The organism is Desulfobacter sp. UBA2225 (genome assembly GCF_002348205.1).
GTDB classification, from domain to species: Bacteria; Desulfobacterota; Desulfobacteria; order Desulfobacterales; family Desulfobacteraceae; genus Desulfobacter; species Desulfobacter postgatei.
In genome coordinates this window covers 1-21,444 of the sequence record NZ_DDYV01000034.1, presented here as the reverse complement: position 1 = coordinate 21,444, position 21,444 = coordinate 1, and the positions used below count along the sequence as shown (strand labels likewise).

Here is a 21,444-nt window from a genome sequence, read left to right as displayed (position 1 = left end):
TCCTGAACAATCAGCATGCCGATCATGACCCGGCTTGAAAGGGTTCCTATTCGGCCCTGGCTCATCAGTGTTTTAAGAATCACCATGGTACTGGATAAGGCAATGAGTCCGCCGAACCAGAGCGAATCGGTAAAAGGCCAGTTCAATATTGTACCGATGCCAAAACCAAGGAGAATTGACAATAGCATCTGTATCGGGGTGCCGATCAAAGCAATCCGGGCAACAGGTTTTAATTCCTTCAGTGAAAATTCCAGTCCCAGAGCAAAAAGCAAAAGCGCAACACCAATCTCGGCTAACAATTCAATATCATGGATATTGGAGACAGTGACACCCCCGGTAAACGGGCCAATCATGACGCCGATCAGAATGTATCCCAAGATTAAAGGCTGTCTTAACCACTGGGCGACAAGGCCGCCAATTAAACCGGCCACAACAATAATGGCAATATCAGATGCTATACCCATTCCTATTTATGCCTGATGCCTGAAACAAATTAATAAAAACCCTGGTCCCTAACCGAGCAATTTGACATACTAATAAAGTTTGAATTGGAATGCCACTGACTTTTTATTGAACGCTTTTGGGAAATTGTTTGTTTCAACACCTCGCAATTAGGCTCGGTCTTATTGCGGCGAGGCTTAAAGGCCTAAAAACGAAGCCGCATACCGGGTTGCGGTAAAGAGAATAATACCTGTGAGCATTAATTTGATCAGGTTGGCCGAAACATATTTCTGGCAGTAGGCACCCAGGTACATCCCTGCCATCCCGCCAATCCCGAACAAGAGGCCCAGACCCCAGTCCGGGGCTACGGACATGGCCGGAAAAAAAGGGGCTATCAGCTGGTAAAAGGCAACCCCGGCAACTGAGGTAATAAAAGTTCCCATGAGTGTGGCTCCTGCCACAGTGTGAATGGGAAGCCTGAAAAATGTTACAAAAAACGGGGCAATGATCGATCCCCCGCCGATACCATACACGCCACCCACAATGCCCACGATTAAACTGAGGGTAAAAATACCCCAGAATGATATGTCAAACGCCTGGCCGTCAACGATGTAGCTGATGCGCTTCAGATTAAACCAGGAGGGGTTCGGACTTGTTAGACCGGTTGCAGAACGCGCCTGCGAATCAGCCGGTTGGGAAAAATGGCAGTCATCCATATCCTGAGCTTTCAATTCGCTTGTAGTGAGGGGAGGGATCTTTACATTGCTTTTTTTCATTAAGTCCCTTGCCATTTTAACCCCGAGATAAAACAGAACAGCAGATGCAAACAGTTTAAACCGGAGTGGATCGGGCAGATATGCCACCCGCAGAATAGCCCCTATGAAGACACCCGGAAGGGTACCCAGGATCACCACCCAGGCCAGGGGCCATACCATTCGTCCCTCCCGCCAATACCGGAATACACCGCTGGGAATAGCTACAATATTGAACACGTGGTTGGTTGCGCTGACCGAAGGATTGACATATCCCAGAAATGACATTTGAAACGGCAGCAGGAGAAAGGCCCCGGATATACCGCCCATGGAGGTGAAAAATGAAATCCCGAACGCCACTATCGGCGGAATCCAGGGCTGAACTTCAATACCGGCAGTATGAAAAAGCATTTTACCTCCTTTTGATGGCCGTCAGCCAAAACTTATAGTAGCACGATAAATATTATTTTCGTGTCAGTTTATAAATAAAAAAATTATTTGTCAAGAAAAGCCACCTGTTTTTCTGCTCATCTGTGCTATAAAAATGGGGCACAAGGGTTACTTAAGAAGAAAAGAGAGCGTAGATGGATTCTAAAACAACCGCCGATTCCCCGTTACCAGCCCCCCAGTCACCCTCGCAGGGCGGCATGGACCAGGGACGCATTGTTTCGATCCCAGAGACAGGCCCTTGCCTGGATTCGGTCCAACTTGACCGTCTGGAGAAGGCATTCAGGGCATGGGCAACCGAATCTCCCCGGTCAGATGTCCAATTGTCCCGCCGCCGCATCCTGGTGATCTTTTTGCTCATCCGGTACACGGGTGCAAAGTTAAATGAAATTCTGGCCCTCGACCCTCTCAAACGTATTGATTTCAATCGGCAGTTGGTGGATTTGGGAAATGAAGATCCGCAGGCCCAGACAGAACATAGAAATGTCACGATTTCAACCGCCCTTGCTTCTGAACTTGAACAGATGCTGAACGATCCGTCATTCAGGCAGTTTTTAGAAAAACAATTCAATGTGGATCCCGGATTTGTTCGACGTAAATTTTACGAACGGGCCCAGGCTTTAGGGTTTCCCAAGAAGCTTGGGGGCCCGGAAATGATCCGGAAGGCAAGAGCTGTGGAGTTGATGCAGCGTAATATGCCCATGCCGGCCGTACAGACCATGCTGGGGCATTCAACCATGAATCTGACCAGCGCCTATGTCTCGTTTTCCAAAGAGGACATTGCACAGGTCACAAAACTTTTCATCGAAAGGGAAGCGTCCCGTAAAACCAGTGCCCGGAATTCATTTTTCGGCAAAATCCAGGCGCTTCAGAAAGGAGACATCCAGACCCGGGTCACATTGACAACCGCCGGAGGTGACACCGTTGAAGCAGTAATCACTAACAGCAGCGTGGAACGGCTTTCATTAAAAGAATCAAGACTGATTATGGCAGAAGTCAAAGCCCCGCTGGTGATCGTGTACAGCGGAGAAAAAGAGCCGGAATGCTCTGCTGAAAATAGGTTTTACGGCATGATCGAGCAGATCAATGCCGGACGGATTAATACGGAATATATCGTGCGTATCAAGGACGGAACAAGATTATGCGCCCTGGTGTCGACACAGGGCGCGCAATGGCTGGGCCTTGGTGTGGGCGATCCTGTCTGGGCAGCGTTCAGCTGCTTTTCTGTTGTGCTGAATGTGGATTGATAAAACCCAAACAGACATATGGAACAACAAAACTTTAATGACCAAGATTGGAGGAAAAATTAATGGATCCTGATAAAATTATCACTGGCTTGACAAACGAACTGGCTGTTGAACTGAAAACAATATCCAAAACAAAAGATATTAATGAAAAGGAGGCTCATAGCCGGATTATAAAAAATTTATGTCAATCTCTGGGGGTCTTTTTTGATTTAATGAGCGAAATGATGCCTTATGACCACGATGATGATGATGATTTAGATAACGAAAATATTCCGTTTTAATTGATACCAATTATTTTTTTATTGACTTCATTAAATTTATATATAATAAATTAACTTTAATTAAAGTGAATAATTTAATGATAAATTTTACCAGCCGACTAATAGTCCTTCTTCTTATCGAGGAGGTGGTTCTTAACACCTCCGGGCGACGGGGCTCTTAGTGGCATAGTGTTCATAAGCGAAAACAAAAGCCGTTATCAGCCCCTGCCGGGCAGATAACGGCTTTTTTCATTTTTATCCAACATAATAAAGGGGAAGAACATGGCAATCAAAAAAAACGAAACCGGGACATGGGTACTGGACCGGACTCAGATTCCAGGCCAGGAGAGGCAGGAAGTTGAAATTTTTGACACGACTCTGAGGGATGGTGAGCAAGGCGGGGTAACCTTTAAAGGGGATTCAAAATTAAGAATTGCCCGGTTTCTGGCAAACACGGGAGTGAGTACCATAGAGGTTGGGTTTCCCAGCTCAACCCCTTTGGAATTTGATACGGTCAAACAGATTGCCGATACCGTGGAAGGCCCCCATATCTGCGGACTGACCACCATGGATCTTGAAAATATCAATCGGACATGGCAGGCACTGGAAAATAATCCCAAGCCCACCATCCACGTGTTCACCCTGAATATTGACGAGGCATCCATCCGGGCATATAAAGCAGATCCCAATGAGCAAATTAAAAAAGCATCCCGGGCAGTTGCCTATGCAAAGGAGTTGACAGGCGGTAAAGGCCGGGTGGAATTCTCGGCCCAGAACACCATCCTGGCCTTGTCCCAGTCCCTGAACCCGGAGCATAGTTTTCTGCAGGAGTATATTTCCAAAATCTATGGCCATGCGATTAAGGCAGGCGCAGACGTGATCAACATTCCCCATACCGTGGCCAAGGGAATTGAAATTGAAATCCAGGAAGCCATCCGGTACTTTAAAATGCTCGTGGAGGGCACGGATGACGTGATGCTCAGTTTCCACGCCCACAATGATTTCGGCGTCAGTGTCGCAGATACCCTTGCAGCCGTTGAACAGGGAGTCAGGCAGGTGGAAGGCACCTGGTACTCCCTGGGTGAAAGGTCAGGCAATACGCCGTTGGAGCAGGTGATCATGAATCTTTGCTTGAAACCTTCCTACAACCGCAAATACTTTACCTCCTTTAAACTTGAAAAAACCAATGCCGTGGCAAGGTTCATTGAAAGGGAAAGCTTCATTCCCATTCCCTACAATGCGCCGGGAATCGGACCCAATGCCCTGCGCCACGGGTCAGGGGTCCATTCCGACGGAGACGAAAAGGGCAAGGCCATTGGGGAGAATATTTACCTGCCCTGCTCACCCGAGGATATCGGCTGGACAGGCAACACCCACCAGATCACCAAACTGACGGGCGTGAGCGGTGTCACGGCCAGGCTTGAGGAGTTGGGATACGAATTTGAAAAAGCCTTTGTCCGGGAACATATCATGCCCGTGATCAAGTCCCGTGACATCACATATGGGGACAAGGAACTGCGTATGATCGGGGATGAGTTCAGATACACAGGGAAAGACCATGTCGAATTTGTGGATTACGCGTTCAACAAATTTGCCAATTCCACTATCCGCCAGGCCCAGGTGGTACTGGTCGTTGATGGTGAAAAAAAGATCGGCGAGGCCTTCATGGGCAAAAACGGTCCCATCAATGCGGTATTCAGTGCCATTGATGATGTCCTGGGACTTGGTGAAAAAAAACCTAAACTCGTGGTTTATGAGCCCAGCAATCGTGGACGGACGCACTCTTCGGCTGCAGAAGCATTGGTTGTACTCTGCGGCAACGGCAATGAACTTAACTATAACCTGTCTGCCCCGGTATGGGTGGGTAAGGCCGAGGATGATGACACCATAACGGCCTCTGCCAAATCCTATGTCCAGGCGTTAAGCCGGTTTATGACGGACATGAAAGAAAAGAACGGAACCGATAAAAATTAACAGATAAAGGGAAAAAATGGCTGGAAAAATGCTTCGGGTAGCACTTATCGGATGCGGTCGGATTGCCGTCAAACACATCATGGCCATAACAAAAAAAAACAGCGGTCTTTTGCTCTGTGCTGTGACAGACAGAACCTCCGGGGCTTTCGACAGGTTGTTTGATTTCTGTAAACTGTCAGGCAAAACAAAAGATCAAATAAGGAATACCGTAAACACTTATACGGATTATCAAGAGATGCTTCAAAATGAAAAACCTGATATCACCTCAATAACGGCGCCATCAGGGCTGCACTATTCTATGGCAAAAGCGGCGATGCTCAGCGGATCTCATATCCTTCTTGAAAAACCCATGAGCATGAAAACAAGCCAGGCCAAGGAGCTGTTTGATCTTTCCGAACAAAAAAACAGGCGAATTGCCATGGGGCATATCTTCCGTTATTTTCCCGTTGTCAGAAATCTGCAAAAGGATGTTGCTGCCGGACGGTTCGGCAAAATCAGTCACGGATCGGTAATTGTGCGTTGGGGACACGATCAGGCATATTATGATCAGACCGCCTGGCGCGGCACATGGAAAAACGACGGCGGCGTGCTGATGAACCAGTGTATTCACGCAATTGATCTTATCTGCTGGCTTATGAACGGGCAGGCCACTGCGGCAAACGCAATGCTTGGAAAACGCTTTCATGACATGGAAGCAGAAGATATCGCCCTTGGGATACTCAAACTTGACAACGGCGCGCTGTGCCAGATCGAAGGAACAACCAACGCACCTTCCCGCGACCACGAGGCGTCGTTCTACCTGCTTGGAGAAAAGGGGGCGTTCCGTATGGGGATTCGCCGGGGTAAGCCATATTTTGATATCAGGATCAACGGTAAAAAGAAAAATTTCGAATACGTTATCAAAGAGATCCGGTCAAGGGGCGTTTCCGGCCTGCGATCCCTGACCAATCCCCACGTCGCAATATATGCAGACCTAAGAGATGCCGTTCTTAACCAAAAATCTCCCATTGCCGATGCACGATCAGGTATGACCTCTGTTGAATCTGTTCTGGCGTTATACCTGTCGGCAAAGGAAAAAAGACAGATAGAGATCCCCCTTGCAACGGATTTTTCATCCCAAGAGATGTCGGAATATATTTTTGGGGAATAAAAGACGCGGTTATTCTCTTTTTTCAAATAAAGGCCTTCAATACAACGGCTTGGGCACCTTTGTCCTGGATCAGGTCAGGTGATCCGTGAGCTGACCGAGGCCGGGCACTACAATGTCCGGTTCGATGCCCCAGGGGTCAAAAATTGTTTCCTTTGACCGGCGGACCCAGGCGGCATGCATACCGGCGGATACCGCTCCGATGATGTCAAAGGGATTGCCCGACACCATCCAGGCATCTTTAGCATGGGTGCGGGTGGTGTTTAAGAAATGGGCATACACCCCAGGATCCGGTTTGAATGAACGGACATCGTCCACGCTGACCACCCCGTGGAACAGATCCCTGATACCGGCGGATATAAGCAGCGTTTCCACGGCCTCGGCCGTGCCGTTGGAAAATGCGTAAACCCTGTGGCCTGCCGCTTTTAAACCCGCCAGGGCCGGGCCGGCATCGTCAAAGGCCGGAAGTGTCCGGTAACTTTGAAGCAGAATTTGAATCTGCTCGGAGGCCGGTTCAACCCCGTAGAACCGGCAGGTATATTCCAGGGCGTCCCGGGTACACCGGGCAAAGGTGTCGTACTGCTTCATCAGGCCTCTTCGGAAGGAATATTCAAGCTGCTTCTCCCGCCAGGTCTGGGAAAAGGCAGCAGCCCTTTCTCCTGCGATTCTTTCCAGGGTGGACACCAGCCCGTGCGTGTCGATCAATGTACCGTATACATCAAATGCAAAAGTCCTCGCCATTCTTCCTCCGTTTAGCTTTGCGGTTAAAAGATCAGCCCCTGTTCCAGGGCAATGAGTTTTTCCTTGATGGCCAGGCCGTGGGCAAATCCGGTGAGGTTGCCGTCGGCCCCCACCACCCGGTGGCAGGGGATGATGAGGGGGATGGGGTTTTTCCCGTTGGCCGCCCCAACTGCCCTGGCAGCCTTTGGGTTGCCCAGTTTTTTAGCGATGTCACCGTAACTGGCCAGGCTGTTGTAGGGGATAGTGCACAACTGCGCCCAGACCGTTTTCTGAAATTCAGTACCTGCCGGNNGGGTTTAAGGAGACCTCAAAGACCGCTCTTTTACCCGCCAGATATTCCAGGATTTGGGATTGGGTATTCTTGAAAAATTCCGGCTTTAATTCCCAAGAGCTCTGAATCTCAAACTCACGGCTGCCCTGGCCGGTGTTGAGGTGAAGAAGGGCAAGCCCCTTTTCGTCTCCGGCCAAGGTGATCTCGCAGAACCGGGTGTTGAATTTTGTATAATACATAAATTGCTCCAATTGCAGAAATTCATTATAGATGCGGTCGTTCTTTATGGTTCCGGTGCCAAAGGAAATTTTAAGCTCGGTTCGGACATTGACCTGGCGTCGAATCAATACAAACTTACAGACTCAACGCTGCGGGCATTGCATATTATACCTGTTTTCTGGTATTAAATATCCATGACTGAAAAAAATCATCCGTATTTCATACGCAGCATTAATAACACATGACAGGCCTATCATCCTTTGCCTCAAAATTTAAAGACCAGGTGCTTGATACCATCCGGGAACACGGCATGGTTTCCCCTGGAGACAGTGTATTGATAGGCATTTCGGGCGGTCCTGACTCCATTGCTCTGGCACAGGTTTTAATAGGTTTAAAAAAAAACCTGGACATCCGCATAGCCCTGGCTCACCTCAATCACATGCTTCGAGGCAGCCATGCCCTGGCCGATGAGACCTTTGTCCGTAAGTTTGCCCAGGCACACAACCTTGACCTGGTCGTTGAAACAAAAAATGTGGCAGAACTTTCGAAAAAGCAACGGCTCTGTGTTGAAGAGGCCGGCAGAAATGCCAGGTATGAATTTTTTACGCGGATAGCCTGTGAAAAAGGTTTTCAGCGCGTTGCTCTGGGCCATAACCGGGATGACAATATAGAACAGGTTTTAATGAATCTTGTCCGGGGGACCGGTACCCTTGGGCTTCGGGGGATTCCGCCGGTCAGGCAGGAAAAATTTATACGTCCGTTGATCCGGATGCCCAGGGCCGACATCCTGGCATTTCTTAATGAGATACACCAGGCGTATAGGGTTGACGGGTCCAATGAGGACACATCCTACCTTCGCAATCGAATCCGCCATTGTCTGATCCCCTTTCTTGAAAAGGAGTTCAATCCCGACATTAAAGCCGGACTGGAGCGTCTGTCCGGCATCATCGGACTGGAAGATGATTTTCTGGACCGAATGGCCCGAACGGCCCTGGACAAAGCAACAACCGGAAGGGAAAAAAATCAGATTGATTTGTCCATACCAACGATTAACGAACTCGACCGGGCCCTGGGTGCCCGGGTCATCCGTGCAGCACTGTTGTCAATAAAACAGAATTTAAGACGAATTTCCAACACCCATATCCGGGATATCCTTTGCTTTGCAGGCAAAAAAGGAGAATCAGGAAAGAGCCTGGACCTTCCCGGCCAACTTCGGGTATACAGATACAGGGATATTCTGCGTATAAAAAAGGAAGAAACAGCGCTGCGGACACTTGGCAGGCATCTTAAGACCCGCGGGTATCAAAATAGACAACCGGACGAAAACCCCGGGGCTGACCCTTGTATAAAATAAATTTATGTTTATATATATCCATTAATGTTTTTAGCTAAACCTAAGAGAGGAAAGACATTGAATCAATTATATAAAAATATCTCCCTTTGGCTGGTGATTGTCCTGATGATGGTCATGCTTTACAATATTTTCAACCAGCAGCAGGGCGGCCAGTCAGACATCGGCTATTCAGAATTTTTGTCCCTTGTGGAAGGCGGTCGGATTCAAAATGTGGTGATCCAGGGGCGGGATCTGATCATTACCGATAACACTGGTGCAAGGTTCAACAGCTATGCCCCCGAGGATGCCCAACTCATTGAAACCCTGCGCAAAAGCCGAGTGGCCATCAAAGCCAAGCCGCCGGCTGAATCGTCCTGGTTTATGTCCATTATCGTTTCCTGGCTACCTATGATTGTGCTCATAGGGGTATGGATTTTTTTCATGCGTCAGATGCAGGGCGGTGGCGGCGGGGGAAAAGCCATGTCTTTTGGAAAAAGTCGGGCCAGGCTCATGGATGACAAGGGGGAGAAGGTAACTTTTGCCAATGTCCAGGGCATTGATGAGGCCAAGGAAGAACTCACCGAGGTGGTGGACTTTCTGAAAAACCCCAATAAATATACTCGGCTGGGCGGCCGTATCCCCAAGGGTGTGCTTTTGATGGGCAATCCAGGTACCGGCAAAACCCTGCTTTCCAGGGCCGTGGCAGGGGAAGCAGGCGTTCCGTTTTTCACCATTTCCGGATCTGATTTTGTTGAAATGTTTGTGGGTGTCGGTGCATCCCGGGTCCGGGATCTGTTTGCCCAGGGCAAGAAAAACGCCCCGTGTATTATATTTATTGACGAAATTGATGCCGTGGGTCGCCAGCGAGGCGCAGGCCTTGGCGGCGGGCACGATGAACGGGAACAGACCTTGAACCAGCTTTTAGTGGAGATGGACGGGTTTGAATCCAATGAAGGGGTTATTCTCATGGCAGCCACCAACCGGGCCGATGTTCTGGACCCGGCACTGCTGCGCCCGGGTCGATTTGACCGGCAGGTGGTGGTGGATATGCCCGACATCAAAGGTCGTGAAGGCATTTTGCGGGTACACATGAAAAGAAGTCCCCTGGCCAAGGATGTGAACCCGACCATTCTGGCCAAAGGGACGCCTGGTTTTTCCGGTGCAGACCTGGAAAACTTGTGCAATGAGGCAGCCCTTCTGGCAGCCAAGCGCAACCATGAAAAACTGTCCATGCGTGATTTTGAAGATGCCAAGGACAAAGTTTACATGGGGCTCGAACGAAAATCCAAGGTAATCAAGGAAGATGAAAAAAAGACCACGGCCTACCACGAAGGCGGCCATGCTCTGGTGGCCCGGTTCCTGCCCAATACGGATACCGTGAATAAAATCACCATTATCCCTAGGGGAAGGGCTGCCGGGGTGACCTGGTTTCTGCCCGAAGAAGGGGATTTTAAATATAAGGACCAGCTTGAAAACGAACTGGCCATTGCCTTTGGCGGCCGTGTGGCAGAAGAGATCATATTCAAACGAATCTCCACCGGAGCCTCCAATGACATAAAGCAAGCCACAAAACTTGCCAACCGCATGGTCAGAAGTTTCGGCATGAGTGATGCCCTGGCACCGGTCTCCTATGAAGATCACGATGAAAATATCTTCATCGGCAGGGAAATGACCCAGGCCAAAGGCTATTCCGAATCCACGGCCCAGAAAATAGACGCCGAAGTGGCGGGCCTGATCACACGCGCATACAATAAGGCCAAAACCATTTTAGAGGAGAATATCGACATCCTCCATGCCCTGACCGACCTTCTCCTGGAAGAGGAAACAGTTATGGGGCCTGAACTTGATGATCTTATTGCAAGCCTTCGCCCGGATTTTGATTTCTTTGGACGCCGGAACATCCGGACTGAAGAGGAGCCGCCCAAAGCGGAGGAGCCCCCGACACAAAATAAGCGCGATGATGTCAAGGATGATCATTCCGACGACGATGCGCAGACAAAAGCCGTTGATCCGCAGACGCCGGATTCCGAGGCTCGGATTGTTGACGTGGAGGCAATAAAGCAGAACGAGCCGGGCGAGCCTGATGACTCCAAGGAAAAAAAGGATTAGAGCATAGACAGAAAATCGGTGTTTGGACGGGCTCAATACGATAAAGCAGTGCATGCGCTCAAGATTGCCCGGATGCCGGATGGGTGACTTTACGTCCAAACACTAATCGGAGAATTTCCTTGACCACCACAGCCTTTACACTTGAATTTGGCCGTTTCAAACTGGATTTAGGCCCAAGGGCCTGTATCATGGGTATTTTAAACACCACGCCGGATTCTTTTTCAGACGGGGGAAAATACACCAGCCTGGACAAAGCCCTGACCCGGGCCCATGAGATGGTGGCGGCGGGAGCCCATATCCTGGACATCGGCGGAGAATCCTCCAGGCCGTTTTCCGAACCGGTGAGCGAGCAGGAAGAGCTGGATCGAACCATACCTGTCATTGAGGCCATTGCAAGCCGGATTGATATTCCCATCTCCATTGATACGGTGAAAGCCAAGGTGGCAAAAGAAGCCCTTGCCGCCGGTGGGTCCATCATCAATGACATCTCCGCCTTTGAAAAAGATCCCGGCATGCTGGATGTGGCTGTGGAGACCGGTGCGCCGGCCGTTCTCATGCACATGAAAGGCACACCGGAAACCATGCAGGTGAACCCGAGCTATGATGATCTCATGGGTGAAATCATCACCTATCTGCAAGAACGGGTTAACTTTGTGATTGAAAAAGGCATGTCCCCAAAAAAAATTATCCTGGATCCGGGCATAGGGTTTGGTAAAACCGTTGCGCACAACCTTGTGTTGATCAAGGAGCTTCACCAGCTCACAGCCCTTGGGTATCCGGTGCTCATAGGACCGTCTAGAAAATCCTTTATCCAGAAAGTGCTGGGCAAGACCACGGGCAAAAAGGTCGGACCCGGGGATGCAGGCACAGAATACGGGACCCTGGCTGCCTGCGCAGCGTCCCTGATGAACGGCGCACACATTATTCGGGTTCATGATGTTGAAACGGTGTGTGCATTCTCACACATCATTGACGCCATCAGGAATGCTTAAGCTCCGACAAATACCTTTATTTTTCCGGGTGGCCGTCCCAATGGCTGTGGCGACTGCGGTGATTATGATTGTTATTTTCGCCTCCTGCACCCAGGAACTTAGGAAAACAAACCTGCTCTTGCCTGTGGATTATGCCAATGTTCCGGATGATATGATTTTAACAAACTTTCACACGGACAAAATAGAAGTCAGGATAAAATGCCGCCCCAAACACATTGAAAAACTTTCAAAGAGAAGCCTGGTCTATCCTGCAGACATCTATACGGACCTGGCTTTTGACCCGGCAGGCGGCGCCGATGCCATTGAACCGGGGTCTTATCTGCTGCCTGTGGATAAAAACCGGATTCCTCTGGGACGTTCTGTTTCCATTGTTAACATCACCCCTTCTTCTTTAAGCATCCGCCTGGAAAAAAAAGTAACCCGGGTCTTCAAGGTGACGGTTCCGCTTATCGGAGAAACGGCCAAGGGCTACATGGCGCTTTCACCGGAGTGTGAACCAGCCACAGTGGCTGTGACCGGCGCGGAATCTCTGATTAACCGGATTCAAACGTTCACCACCAAACCCGTGGACCTGAGCAATGCCAATGAAAATTTTAAAAAGGAAGTCCCCATGGACCTTGGACAGCCTGAACTTTTCACGGCGGCCCAATCCATATTTGTCGTGTCTGTGCAGATTCAGCCGCTCACCGGGACCCGGACCATTGAGCAGATTCCAATAGAACTTCAAAACCGGCCCGGGAAAAAAGTCAGCATTGAACCGTCAACCATTTCTATTGATCTTAAAGGTCCCCAGGAAACGTTGAACAACACGAACCTGGCCGACAAAATTTATGCGTTCATGGATCTTAAAGGACTCAAAACCGGGGTATATGCCCGACACGCCTGCATTGACATCCCCGTGGAGCTGGTCATGACCAATGCCTCTCCCCGGGTATTTACCGTTAAAATTGAATAAACCCCGAGGTTGCCTAAAAAAATTTATAAAATAAGGATAAAACAAATTGGAATCAAAAGGAAAAAACATGCTGTTGGTCATTGATGTGGGCAATACCAATACGGTGATCGGCGTTTACGAAAATGAAACATTGACCCAGGACTGGCGTATCAGAACCATCAGGGAAACCACGACCGATGAATTCAATATCCTGGCCCGGGCTTTGTTTGCCGACAAAGGCATCCAGCTCACGGACATCACAAAAATTGTCATATCCTCCGTGGTTCCGTCGTCCGTGAGGATATTAAACGCTTTTTGCGAGCAGTATCTGGGTATTACACCATTGTGGATCAATCCGGCATCCGTAAAAAAGCTGATGCCCATTCTCTATTCCAATCCCAACGAGGTCGGCGCAGACCGTATTGTCAATGCCGTAGCAGCCTATGAAAAACATAAAAAGGCACTGATTGTGATTGATTTCGGCACTGCCACGACCTTTGACGCCATCTCGGAAAAAGGCCAATTCCTTGGCGGCGCTATCTGCCCCGGTGTAATGATCTCATCCGAAGCACTTTTCCAGAAGGCATCCCGCCTGCCCCGGGTGGAAATTTTCAAAGCACCGGAAAGGGTAATCGGCGATGACACCATTGAAAGCATCAAGTCCGGTATTATCTACGGCAACGCTGCCATGGTGGACGGTATGGTGGACCGGATGAAACAGGAAATGAAAACCACACCCATGATCATTGCCACGGGTGGACTTGCCCCGCTCATTGCCGAAGTATCCAATGCCATCGAATCCGTGGACTTAACCCTGACCCTGGATGGTCTTAAAATCATCAGCCGGGCAATGTAATGTATCCGATCCTTTAATCTCCCAAGGGCATGCTAAAATAAAAGGTTCTCGATAAATCAATGGCAATCAAAAAAGCAGTTGTGGTGGTCTGGATCACTCTTGTTTCGTCTCTTTTTGCTCTGGCGGCCCGCGGGTCCGCAGCTCAGGAAAATGCCGTGCTTCACGCGCCATTGGAACGTATTGACAGAAAACCCGTTGTTTTTGCTATGAATAATCTTGGGAGTGATATCTATAAACGGGCCATGGAGTTAATTTATAAGGAAGCCTTTTCCAGGTTGGGTTATACTTTTGCCTACAATCTGTATCCGTTGAAACGCTCCCTTGGGGAATCCAATGCCGGTCGTATTGATGGAGAATGTGCAAGGGGCTGGCTGCCCCCGGCTGTACAGAAAAAATATCCCAATCTGATACAGGTAAGAGAACCCATTTGGGAAAGCCGGATCTGTGTCTATTCCATGAATCCTGATATCCGTGTGAATGAATGGCAGGACTTAAAAAAATATGAAAATATCGTTATCGGATTCAGTAAAGACGGCGTCTATCTTGAGCGGATGATTCGCCAGTATGGTTCGAACTCCCAAACCTTCTACGGCGCATCGAATTCTACCCAGGGCCTGCGGATGCTTGCATCGAAAAGAATCGGCATATTTCTGGGAGTTGAGGACGCCATTGGCAGCATTCTCAATGAAGCGGAATTCAGACAGAAGAATATATACAATGCCGGTTCCGTAGATACCCTGCTCCTTTATCCCTATCTGAACAAAAAGTATGCTCACCTGGCAGAGCCTTTGGCGTCAGTACTGAAACAGATGAAAAAAGAACAAATAATTGACCAATATATTCTCAGGGCCCAGGAGGAAGTATTCGCACCGGCCCGAAAAATCACGATCAGTACAGGGCTTATGCCCCCTCAAAAACCGTCTCCGGATTTAACCCCCTCTTTTTTCAACAAAGTCGCAGAGGTCGTGACCCGGGCATTTGCACTGGAAAACTACCAGGTCTCTTTTATTTTCAGATCCAGGCTGAGCGCCTTTAATATGGCAAAGGAGGGGCTGGTTGACGGCACAATGCTCTGGAGAAAAACCAAAAGCCGAAATAGCCATTTCTATTTCAGCAAACCCTTCATTACCGCAGAGATTGTTTTTTTTCATCTGAAATCAAAAAGTTTCGACTGGCAGCAACTTGACGATCTGAGTAGTTACCGGGCAGGCATCGTTGCAGGGATGCAGTATGAGGACCTTTTTGATGCCGCAATTTTTTCAGGCCAACTTTTGTCCCTGACAGCAAAGGATGAGACAGGCAATTTCAAAAAACTGCTTTCAGGTGAAATTGATTATACACCTGTTATTTTAGAAAGCGGGTATGACACCATAAGAGAAATCTTTCCCCAAAAAACAGCGGCATTGTTCACTCACCACCAGAAACCTTTGATACGGCAAAATTTTTACCTGCTTTTATCAAAACAGATAAAAGAAAATCAAAAAGTCATTACTGATTTTAACCAAGGGCTCTACCACCTTGAAAAAATGGATGCAACCGACGTAAAACAATTTCAACAGTCTGCACCATAGGTTGCCAGATAGGTTTCGATCTTTACTTTCATTTGGTCATCCATAACCATTTTGCCATCTATTTCCCGATTGTGCAGAAAATCAATAATTTCCCGTATGGTAACAATGGCAAAAATGGGAATGCCAAGGGTCTCTGCCACCTCTTCCAGGGCATTTTTATCTGTTTTTCCCTTTTCCTGGCGGTTGACACTGATAATAATACCGCAAACCTGGGGATTGCTGCATCCTTTTAGAACTTCCAGGGATTCCCGGATGGCCTTGCCCGAGGTGATGACATCATCCACCAGGACCAGTCGGGTGTCGGAGGTCAGGGGCATACCCACCACAGCACTTTTGTCGGCATAGGTTTTGGCTTCCTTGCGATTGAAGACATACCCTTTGTCAATGCCCATGTCAGCCAGGGCACAGGCGGCCGTAATGCACAAAGGAATCCCCTTGTAGGCAGGGCCGTAAATCCCGTGAAAATCTTCTTTAAAATGGGCGTTAATTGCCCTGGCATAATAGGTGCCCAGCTTTTTAATCTTTGAACCGGTGTCAAACATGCCGGTATTAATAAAATAGGGGGCAAGTCTGCCGCTTTTCAGTTCAAACTCTCCAAACTTCAGGGCGTTGCACTGCACCAGAAACTCAATAAATTCCTCTTTATAATTCATTCTTCTTCCTTTTATTGGCAGCGCCAGGTGGCATATTCATTCAACGGAACCGGTTTTCCGGTTTTTAACAGTGCCCGGGTATTAAAATCCGCCATGGTTCTCAACATCTTTGATCCAAATACCGGCCCGTCTTTACACACCACGGCATGACCACAGACACAGGCCCCGCACACCCCGAACCCGCATCTCATGTAACGTTCCAGGGAAACCTGGCAGGGGATGCCGTGGGCTTCACAGATATCAAACACCTTTGCCATCATGATTTCCGGGCCGCAGGCATAGACCATATCAAAAGCAGGGGCGGAAGCAGCCGACAAATCTTTGATTTTCTGTTTTTTTATTTTTTCCATCAGGATATCCGTCACAAACCCTTTATACCCCTTTGATCCGTCATCGGTACAGATTTCGACCTTTGCCGTAAACCGGTCCGGGTAGAGCAGAAAAGATTTGGACCGGGCACCCTGGATCAGCACAATTTCAGGCCCGGTATCTGTCTGAAAGGCCTCAACAAGGGGCGCAAGGGGTGCCATACCGCAGCCGCCGGCCACAACGGCAACCCGTTTATAAGCAACACCCATATTAAATCCATTACCAAAAGGTCCCCGGATACCGATTTTATCACCAGCCCCAAGGGATACGGCTTTTTTCGAAAAAACACCCTTTGCCTCCACGGTAATGCCGAAGCGGTCCGGAGTGTGATGGGAAATGGTATAGGGTTTTTCATCCACGCCGGGAATCCACACCATGACAAACTGGCCCGGTTTAAAGTCAATGGCCTGGTTAACATACAAGGTGGCAAACTCAGGACTGTGAACTTCCTTTTCCGCCACCGTGAGCATGGCGGGCAGCAGCTGTGTAATCATAGGACCTCCCTGTGGGCTGCACCCCGGATCTCTTCCATGGTGGTATCGTGGGCCGACAGCCAGTCGCTGATCTCATTAGTAACTTTATCAAACACGGAGATTCCCCGGTATCGCACGGCCGTACCGATTCCCACAAGCGTAGCCCCTGCCATGATGATCTCTATGGCGTCTTTTCCCGTGCTGATGCCACCCAAGCCAATAATGGGAATGGATACTGCTTTAAAGATATCGTACACGCAGCGCACGGCAATGGGTTTGATCATGGGGCCTGAAAGCCCGCCCTTTTTAAAGGCAAGTACAGGAGACCGGGACTCGATATCAATGACCATGCCCGGCCCGGCCGTATTAATGGCGCAGATGGCATCGGCACCTGCATCCTCACACGCCTTTGCAATGCTTGCAATATCCGGGGCCGCCGGCGTTAACTTGGCAATGAGAGGGACATGAATCACCTTTTTAACCGCGGCAACAACATCATGGGAGGACTGGGCGTTAACCCCGAAAATCATGCCGTGCTTATCTGAATTGGGACATGAGATATTCAGTTCAATAAAGTCCGGCCCTTTGGCGGATACAAACTCGGCAACCNNCCCGCCGTAAATGCTGGCGTTTATGGGGAAAGTCCGACCTGACAGTTCCTGCCACTCCTCTTCCATGTTCAGGTAGCCTGGAGAGGGCAGGCCCACGGCATTAATCATGCCGTTGCCAAGATCAATGACCGTTGGATTCTTATGCCCTTCGCGGGGAGCAGGCCCAATGGACTTCATGGTGGGAAGCCCGCACCCGTTTTCCCAGACCCGCTCCAAGATGGCTTTGTTGTTGCCGAGTACGCCCGATGCCAGCACTATGGGCGTGTGAAGGGTTTTACCTAAAAACGTGGTTTGCATCAATATCCTTTAAAACTTGTCATAAAATATCATATCATCCTCCACACCCATCTCATGAAGGGTGTGAATAACGGAATTAATCATGGGCGGCGGCCCGCACAGGTAATACTCAATCTCAGTCGGATCTTCGTGAGTGCTTAAGTATGCATCCACAAGATAGGTGTTGAGAAACCCGGTCTGGCCGGTCCAGTTGTCTTCCGCATCGGGATCGGACAGGGCCACATGGTAAGAAAAATTAGGATATTTTTCCACCAGTTCTTTAAAATCCTCATCATAAAACATCTCCTTTATAGATCTGGCGCCATACCAAAAGGAGATCCTGCGGCCGGAATGTATACCATCCAGCTGATGAAGAATATGCGAACGCAAAGGCGCCATGCCGGCACCCCCGCCGACAAAGCACATCTCCCGGTTCGTCTCCCTTGCCATAAATTCCCCATATGGACCGGATACCAGCACCCGGTCGCCGGGTTTAAGCCCGAATACATAAGAAGAACCAAATCCCGGGGGGATGCCTTCGGTTCCCGGCGGCGGCGTTGCAATACGTACGTTGAGCATGAGAGTCTCTTTGTCATGGGGGGGATTGGCCAGGGAATAAGCCCTGAATCCGGGTTTTATCCCTTTGGATGTCAGGGCTAAAAGATTATATTTTTTCCATTCGCTGACATACTTACTTGCGATATGAAAATCTTTAAAATTAACTTCATATTCAGGCACATCAATCTGAATATAGGCTCCGGCCTTAAAGTCAAAGGGTTCAGCAGGACGCAGCACAAGTTCTTTGATAAATGTGGCCACATTTTTATTGGATATCACTTCGGCTTCCACCTTTTTAATGCCAAAAATGGATTCAGGCACCTCAATGGAAAGATCTTCCTTAACTTTGAGCTGGCAGGAGAGACGGACACCGGCTGCCTTTTCCTTTCGGCTTAAATGCGACATCTCCGTGGGCAGCACGCTGCCGCCTCCCTCAAGGACTTTGCACCGGCACATTCCGCAGGAGCCGGATCCGCCGCAGGCCGAGGGCAGAAAAATCTCTTTGCCCGCCAGGGCAGACAAAAGCGTGGGATTGCCCGAAATTTTCAAGGCAGCGTCTGACTTGCCGTTGATGGTCACCCAATGATCCCCCCTGGTGGTAACTTTTGCTTCCACAAACAAAAGCACCACAACCAGGATACCGATAACAACGGTGAATACTACAATACTTATAAGGTAAATCAATTCAAAGCCTCCTTATAAGGTGATGCCTGAAAACATCATAAACGTCATGGCCATAAGTCCGGCAATGATCATGGTAAACCCGAATCCCTGAAGACCTTCAGGCACATCTGAATACCGGGCCTTTTTTCGGATGGCCGCCATGGTGACAATGGCCAGCATCCAGCCGGTGCCCGAACCTGCCCCAAAGACAATGGATTCCATGAAGGTGTAATTGCGCTCCACCATGAAAAGACTGGTGCCTAAAATGGCACAGTTTACGGCAATCAGGGGCAAAAACACGCCCAGGGTGGCGTAAAGCCCGGGCGAATAGCGGTCAATGACCATCTCCACGGCCTGGGTGATGGCGGCAATCACGGCAATAAAGGTAATGAATTTTAAAAAACTTAAGTCAAGATCGGAAAATCCCAGCCAGGACAAAGCACCCGGGGCCAGAAGCCCGTGATAGATTACCCAGTTGACCGGACTTGTGACGGACAACACAAAAATAACGGCAAACCCCAACCCTGCCGCAGTATCCACATTTTTGGACACGGCAATAAAGGAACACATCCCAAGGAAATAGGCCAGAAGGATGTTGCCGATGAAAACGGAATTGATAAACAGACTGAACAGATCGCCCATGAGTGCTCCTTATTTTTTTTGGCTTGATATGCCGGGCAAAGAATTCTTCAGCCACACCAGAAGGCCGATGACAAAAAAGGCGCCCGGGGCCAGCACCATCAGCCCCATGTTCTGGAAACCAAGGTCATATACAAATCCGGGCACCACCTGGAACCCCAGAAATTTTCCAGACCCCAGAAGCTCCCGGATAAAGGCCACCACAACAAGAATCAAACCATACCCCAAACCGTTGGCAATGCCGTCCACAAAAGAATCAATGGGATCATTGGCCAGGGCAAAGGCTTCGGCACGGCCTAAAACAATGCAGTTGGTGATGATCAGCCCCACAAAAATGGAGAGTTGTTTGGATATGTCATAAAAATAGGCTTTAAGCACCTGGTCAGTAACGATCACCAGGGTGGAGATAACAGCCAGTTCCACAATAATCCGGATGTTGGAGGGAATGATCTTTCTCATGGAAGAGATGATCATGGACGAGCAGGCCGTTACCACGGTCAAGGCCAGGGCCATGACAATGGCCGTGGAGATCTTCACGGTCACGGCCAGGGCCGAACAGATTCCGAGTACCTGGTAAGCCACCGGGTTCTGGGTCCACACCCCCTTGGTCAGGATGTCGTAGTATTCACCTTTGGATTTAAGCGTCATGGTTCACCTTTTGCGGGTTTCAGTCATGGGATGGGTCCCCATCTTTAGCTTTCAATTGTTTTTGCCGGAAGGTAACCGATACCCCCTCGTACTTCATCAAGGTGTTTTTGATCCCTTCGGACAGATACCTGCCGGTCAGGGTGGCCCCGGAGATACCGTCCACATAATTCTCCTGTTCACCCTTGGACAGATTGCCGGCCTTTCCTTTGGCAACACCTATGGAGACAAATTTATCCTGGGAATTAAGAATCTTTTTGCCCTTGAAATTCTTTTGGAACCAGGCACTTTCGATTTCTCCGCCAAGACCCGGGGTTTCAGAGTGGCTGAACACGGAAAACCCCGATACGGTCTGTCCGTCATTTTCAAAAGCCAGGTATCCATGGATCTTTCCCCACAGCCCCCGGGTATTGATGGGCACGATATAGCCGGAAATGTTGTTAAAATCATGGGCATCCCGGGCGTCCTGTGAATGGATAAAATACAGATGCATGACATCAGGGTCTTCCGCGTTCATGATTTTGCCCTGGGGGTCCACAAAGACCTCTGCAATGCGCCGGTCATAAAGGGTGTTAATGGTATCTTTCCCATATTTTTGACCCGCATCCACAAGGCCTGCGGCCCGCAACAGATTCACTTTTTTGTCCAGGGCCATGTTCTCCTGCCGCCGCTCCCGAAGACCTGTTGCCGCCGCCGTAATCAAAAGGCTGCACACCACGGACAAAACAAGCGCAAAAAAGGTCACATGGCGTTTTGAATTTTTTTCAAACATTGGGAATCCTTTTTGACGATTTGTACTTGAGCACCAGATGGTCCAGCAGAGGCGCAAACACGTTCATGAACAGAATGGCCAGCATCACCCCTTCCATGAACGCAGGGTTACCCACCCGGATGATTACGGTTAAAAAACCAATGGCTGCCCCGAAAATCCATCGCCCCGGATTGGTGCCCGGCGCGGAGACCGGATCCGTAGCCATAAATGAGATACCGAACAAAAATCCGCCGGCACACAAATGGTAAAGAGGACCGGCATTGGACCAGGTATCCTGCCCCCCGGGGATCAGGTAAACAAGAACACTGGTGATGACAAGCCCTGCAATGCCGCCGATAATGACCCTGTAATTGGCAATGCGGGTCACCATGAGAATGGCCGCACCGATCAGGCAGCAGAGAGCCGAGGTCTCCCCCACACTGCCCGGGACAAAGCCCGTGAAAAGCCAGCCCAGTGAATACCCTGCATCACCCAGGGCTGCGGTGATAGGC

General features: G+C 49.4%; 24 protein-coding genes. 11 read left to right on the top strand and 13 right to left on the bottom strand.

Features of this window, described 5'->3' with window-relative positions; all coding sequences use genetic code 11:
• Both B3D59_RS01825 and B3D59_RS01820 read right to left on the bottom strand, forming a co-directional pair.
• The coding region (locus tag B3D59_RS01825) for a cation:proton antiporter (RefSeq protein ID WP_286817374.1) at positions 1–464 on the bottom strand (464 nt) is incomplete at its 3' end.
• Positions 465–638: 174 nt separating this feature from the next.
• On the bottom strand, positions 639–1,604 hold the full coding sequence (locus tag B3D59_RS01820; protein WP_286817373.1) for a sulfite exporter TauE/SafE family protein: 966 nt from the start codon (positions 1,602–1,604) through the stop codon (positions 639–641).
• Between the two features lie 173 nt (positions 1,605–1,777).
• Between B3D59_RS01820 and B3D59_RS01815 the strand changes: the two genes are divergently transcribed.
• From B3D59_RS01815 to B3D59_RS01800, 4 genes are all read left to right on the top strand, one after another.
• A complete protein-coding gene (locus B3D59_RS01815; RefSeq protein ID WP_286817372.1) occupies positions 1,778–2,887 on the top strand; it encodes a TOBE domain-containing protein in 1,110 nt (369 codons plus the stop codon).
• Positions 2,888–2,949: 62 nt separating this feature from the next.
• Entirely contained in the window at positions 2,950–3,168 is a 219-nt protein-coding gene (locus tag B3D59_RS01810) for a hypothetical protein (protein WP_286817371.1), read from the top strand.
• A gap of 261 nt (positions 3,169–3,429) precedes the next feature.
• Complete coding sequence (locus tag B3D59_RS01805; protein ID WP_286817370.1) at positions 3,430–5,121, top strand: alpha-isopropylmalate synthase regulatory domain-containing protein; 1,692 nt, start codon at positions 3,430–3,432, stop codon at positions 5,119–5,121.
• 16 nt (positions 5,122–5,137) lie between these two features.
• Complete coding sequence (locus B3D59_RS01800) at positions 5,138–6,271, top strand: Gfo/Idh/MocA family protein (RefSeq protein ID WP_286817369.1); 1,134 nt, start codon at positions 5,138–5,140, stop codon at positions 6,269–6,271.
• Between the two features lie 69 nt (positions 6,272–6,340).
• On the opposite strand, the gene B3D59_RS01795 is transcribed toward B3D59_RS01800, so the two are convergent.
• The 3 genes from B3D59_RS01795 to B3D59_RS18400 are packed head-to-tail and all read right to left on the bottom strand — an operon-like array spanning position 6,341 to position 7,519.
• The gene (locus B3D59_RS01795) at positions 6,341–7,009 is read right to left on the bottom strand and encodes a haloacid dehalogenase type II (protein WP_286817368.1); all 669 of its coding nucleotides are present in this window, start codon (positions 7,007–7,009) and stop codon (positions 6,341–6,343) included.
• Positions 7,010–7,032: 23 nt separating this feature from the next.
• Positions 7,033–7,260 carry a methylated-DNA--[protein]-cysteine S-methyltransferase gene (locus B3D59_RS01790; RefSeq protein WP_286817366.1) on the bottom strand — a complete coding sequence of 76 codons (228 nt, stop codon included), beginning with the start codon at positions 7,258–7,260 and terminating at the stop codon, positions 7,033–7,035.
• A gap of 25 nt (positions 7,261–7,285) precedes the next feature.
• Positions 7,286–7,519 (bottom strand): hypothetical protein, encoded by a 234-nt coding sequence (locus B3D59_RS18400; RefSeq protein ID WP_414646507.1) that lies wholly within the window; start codon positions 7,517–7,519, stop codon positions 7,286–7,288.
• On the opposite strand from B3D59_RS18400, the gene B3D59_RS18395 reads away from it, so the two are divergent.
• The 7 genes from B3D59_RS18395 (at position 7,442) to B3D59_RS01760 (ending at position 15,294) form a co-directional block, all read left to right on the top strand.
• Complete coding sequence (locus tag B3D59_RS18395) at positions 7,442–7,687, top strand: nucleotidyltransferase domain-containing protein (protein WP_414646506.1); 246 nt, start codon at positions 7,442–7,444, stop codon at positions 7,685–7,687. The two genes, B3D59_RS18400 and B3D59_RS18395, sit on opposite strands and share 78 nt — an antisense overlap.
• Positions 7,688–7,740: 53 nt before the next feature.
• On the top strand, positions 7,741–8,853 hold the full coding sequence (tilS, locus tag B3D59_RS01785) for a tRNA lysidine(34) synthetase TilS (protein ID WP_286817365.1): 1,113 nt from the start codon (positions 7,741–7,743) through the stop codon (positions 8,851–8,853).
• A gap of 57 nt (positions 8,854–8,910) precedes the next feature.
• Positions 8,911–10,941 carry an ATP-dependent zinc metalloprotease FtsH gene (gene ftsH, locus B3D59_RS01780; protein WP_286817363.1) on the top strand — a complete coding sequence of 677 codons (2,031 nt, stop codon included), beginning with the start codon at positions 8,911–8,913 and terminating at the stop codon, positions 10,939–10,941.
• A gap of 119 nt (positions 10,942–11,060) precedes the next feature.
• Complete coding sequence (folP, locus tag B3D59_RS01775) at positions 11,061–11,933, top strand: dihydropteroate synthase (protein WP_286817362.1); 873 nt, start codon at positions 11,061–11,063, stop codon at positions 11,931–11,933.
• Between the two features lie 40 nt (positions 11,934–11,973).
• Entirely contained in the window at positions 11,974–12,888 is a 915-nt protein-coding gene (locus B3D59_RS01770; protein WP_286817361.1) for a CdaR family protein, read from the top strand.
• 67 nt (positions 12,889–12,955) lie between these two features.
• A complete protein-coding gene (locus B3D59_RS01765; protein WP_286817360.1) occupies positions 12,956–13,723 on the top strand; it encodes a type III pantothenate kinase in 768 nt (255 codons plus the stop codon).
• 59 nt (positions 13,724–13,782) lie between these two features.
• A complete protein-coding gene (locus B3D59_RS01760) occupies positions 13,783–15,294 on the top strand; it encodes a transporter substrate-binding domain-containing protein (RefSeq protein ID WP_286817358.1) in 1,512 nt (503 codons plus the stop codon).
• Here B3D59_RS01760 and pyrE read toward each other — a convergent pair.
• From pyrE to B3D59_RS01720, 8 genes are all read right to left on the bottom strand, one after another.
• Entirely contained in the window at positions 15,276–15,947 is a 672-nt protein-coding gene (pyrE, locus tag B3D59_RS01755; RefSeq protein ID WP_286817357.1) for an orotate phosphoribosyltransferase, read from the bottom strand. The genes B3D59_RS01760 and pyrE overlap by 19 nt on opposite strands.
• 11 nt (positions 15,948–15,958) lie before the next feature.
• Complete coding sequence (locus B3D59_RS01750; protein WP_286817356.1) at positions 15,959–16,810, bottom strand: dihydroorotate dehydrogenase electron transfer subunit; 852 nt, start codon at positions 16,808–16,810, stop codon at positions 15,959–15,961.
• Entirely contained in the window at positions 16,807–17,697 is an 891-nt protein-coding gene (locus B3D59_RS01745; RefSeq protein ID WP_286817355.1) for a dihydroorotate dehydrogenase, read from the bottom strand. The genes B3D59_RS01750 and B3D59_RS01745 overlap by 4 nt, the downstream gene beginning before the upstream one ends.
• A 9-nt stretch (positions 17,698–17,706) precedes the next feature.
• The gene (gene nqrF / locus B3D59_RS01740) at positions 17,707–18,918 is read right to left on the bottom strand and encodes an NADH:ubiquinone reductase (Na(+)-transporting) subunit F (protein WP_286817354.1); all 1,212 of its coding nucleotides are present in this window, start codon (positions 18,916–18,918) and stop codon (positions 17,707–17,709) included.
• 12 nt (positions 18,919–18,930) lie between these two features.
• Positions 18,931–19,539, bottom strand: coding sequence for an NADH:ubiquinone reductase (Na(+)-transporting) subunit E (gene nqrE, locus B3D59_RS01735; protein WP_286817353.1), 609 nt, complete (start codon positions 19,537–19,539; stop codon positions 18,931–18,933).
• A 9-nt stretch (positions 19,540–19,548) separates the two neighbouring features.
• Positions 19,549–20,184 carry an NADH:ubiquinone reductase (Na(+)-transporting) subunit D gene (locus B3D59_RS01730; RefSeq protein WP_286817352.1) on the bottom strand — a complete coding sequence of 212 codons (636 nt, stop codon included), beginning with the start codon at positions 20,182–20,184 and terminating at the stop codon, positions 19,549–19,551.
• Between the two features lie 19 nt (positions 20,185–20,203).
• Positions 20,204–20,953 carry an FMN-binding protein gene (locus B3D59_RS01725; protein WP_286817351.1) on the bottom strand — a complete coding sequence of 250 codons (750 nt, stop codon included), beginning with the start codon at positions 20,951–20,953 and terminating at the stop codon, positions 20,204–20,206.
• A partial coding sequence (locus B3D59_RS01720) for an RnfABCDGE type electron transport complex subunit D (RefSeq protein WP_286817350.1) occupies positions 20,946–21,444 on the bottom strand: 499 nt, incomplete at its 5' end. The genes B3D59_RS01725 and B3D59_RS01720, both read right to left, overlap by 8 nt.

Bases quoted from the DNA above. Each gene is read 5' to 3' on its own strand.
- B3D59_RS01820 (WP_286817373.1), bottom strand. From the start codon at position 1,604: ATGCTTTTTCATACTGCCGGTATTGAAGTTCAGCCCTGGATTCCGCCG.
- B3D59_RS01815 (WP_286817372.1), top strand. From the start codon at position 1,778: ATGGATTCTAAAACAACCGCCGATTCCCCGTTACCAGCCCCCCAGTCA.
- B3D59_RS01810 (WP_286817371.1), top strand. From the start codon at position 2,950: ATGGATCCTGATAAAATTATCACTGGCTTGACAAACGAACTGGCTGTT.
- B3D59_RS01805 (WP_286817370.1), top strand. From the start codon at position 3,430: ATGGCAATCAAAAAAAACGAAACCGGGACATGGGTACTGGACCGGACT.
- B3D59_RS01800 (WP_286817369.1), top strand. From the start codon at position 5,138: ATGGCTGGAAAAATGCTTCGGGTAGCACTTATCGGATGCGGTCGGATT.
- B3D59_RS01795 (WP_286817368.1), bottom strand. From the start codon at position 7,009: ATGGCGAGGACTTTTGCATTTGATGTATACGGTACATTGATCGACACG.
- tilS (WP_286817365.1), top strand. From the start codon at position 7,741: ATGACAGGCCTATCATCCTTTGCCTCAAAATTTAAAGACCAGGTGCTT.
- B3D59_RS01770 (WP_286817361.1), top strand. From the start codon at position 11,974: ATGGCTGTGGCGACTGCGGTGATTATGATTGTTATTTTCGCCTCCTGC.
- B3D59_RS01765 (WP_286817360.1), top strand. From the start codon at position 12,956: ATGCTGTTGGTCATTGATGTGGGCAATACCAATACGGTGATCGGCGTT.
- B3D59_RS01760 (WP_286817358.1), top strand. From the start codon at position 13,783: ATGGCAATCAAAAAAGCAGTTGTGGTGGTCTGGATCACTCTTGTTTCG.
- pyrE (WP_286817357.1), bottom strand. From the start codon at position 15,947: ATGAATTATAAAGAGGAATTTATTGAGTTTCTGGTGCAGTGCAACGCC.
- B3D59_RS01750 (WP_286817356.1), bottom strand. From the start codon at position 16,810: ATGATTACACAGCTGCTGCCCGCCATGCTCACGGTGGCGGAAAAGGAA.
- nqrE (WP_286817353.1), bottom strand. From the start codon at position 19,539: ATGGGCGATCTGTTCAGTCTGTTTATCAATTCCGTTTTCATCGGCAAC.
- B3D59_RS01730 (WP_286817352.1), bottom strand. From the start codon at position 20,184: ATGACGCTTAAATCCAAAGGTGAATACTACGACATCCTGACCAAGGGG.
- B3D59_RS01725 (WP_286817351.1), bottom strand. From the start codon at position 20,953: ATGTTTGAAAAAAATTCAAAACGCCATGTGACCTTTTTTGCGCTTGTT.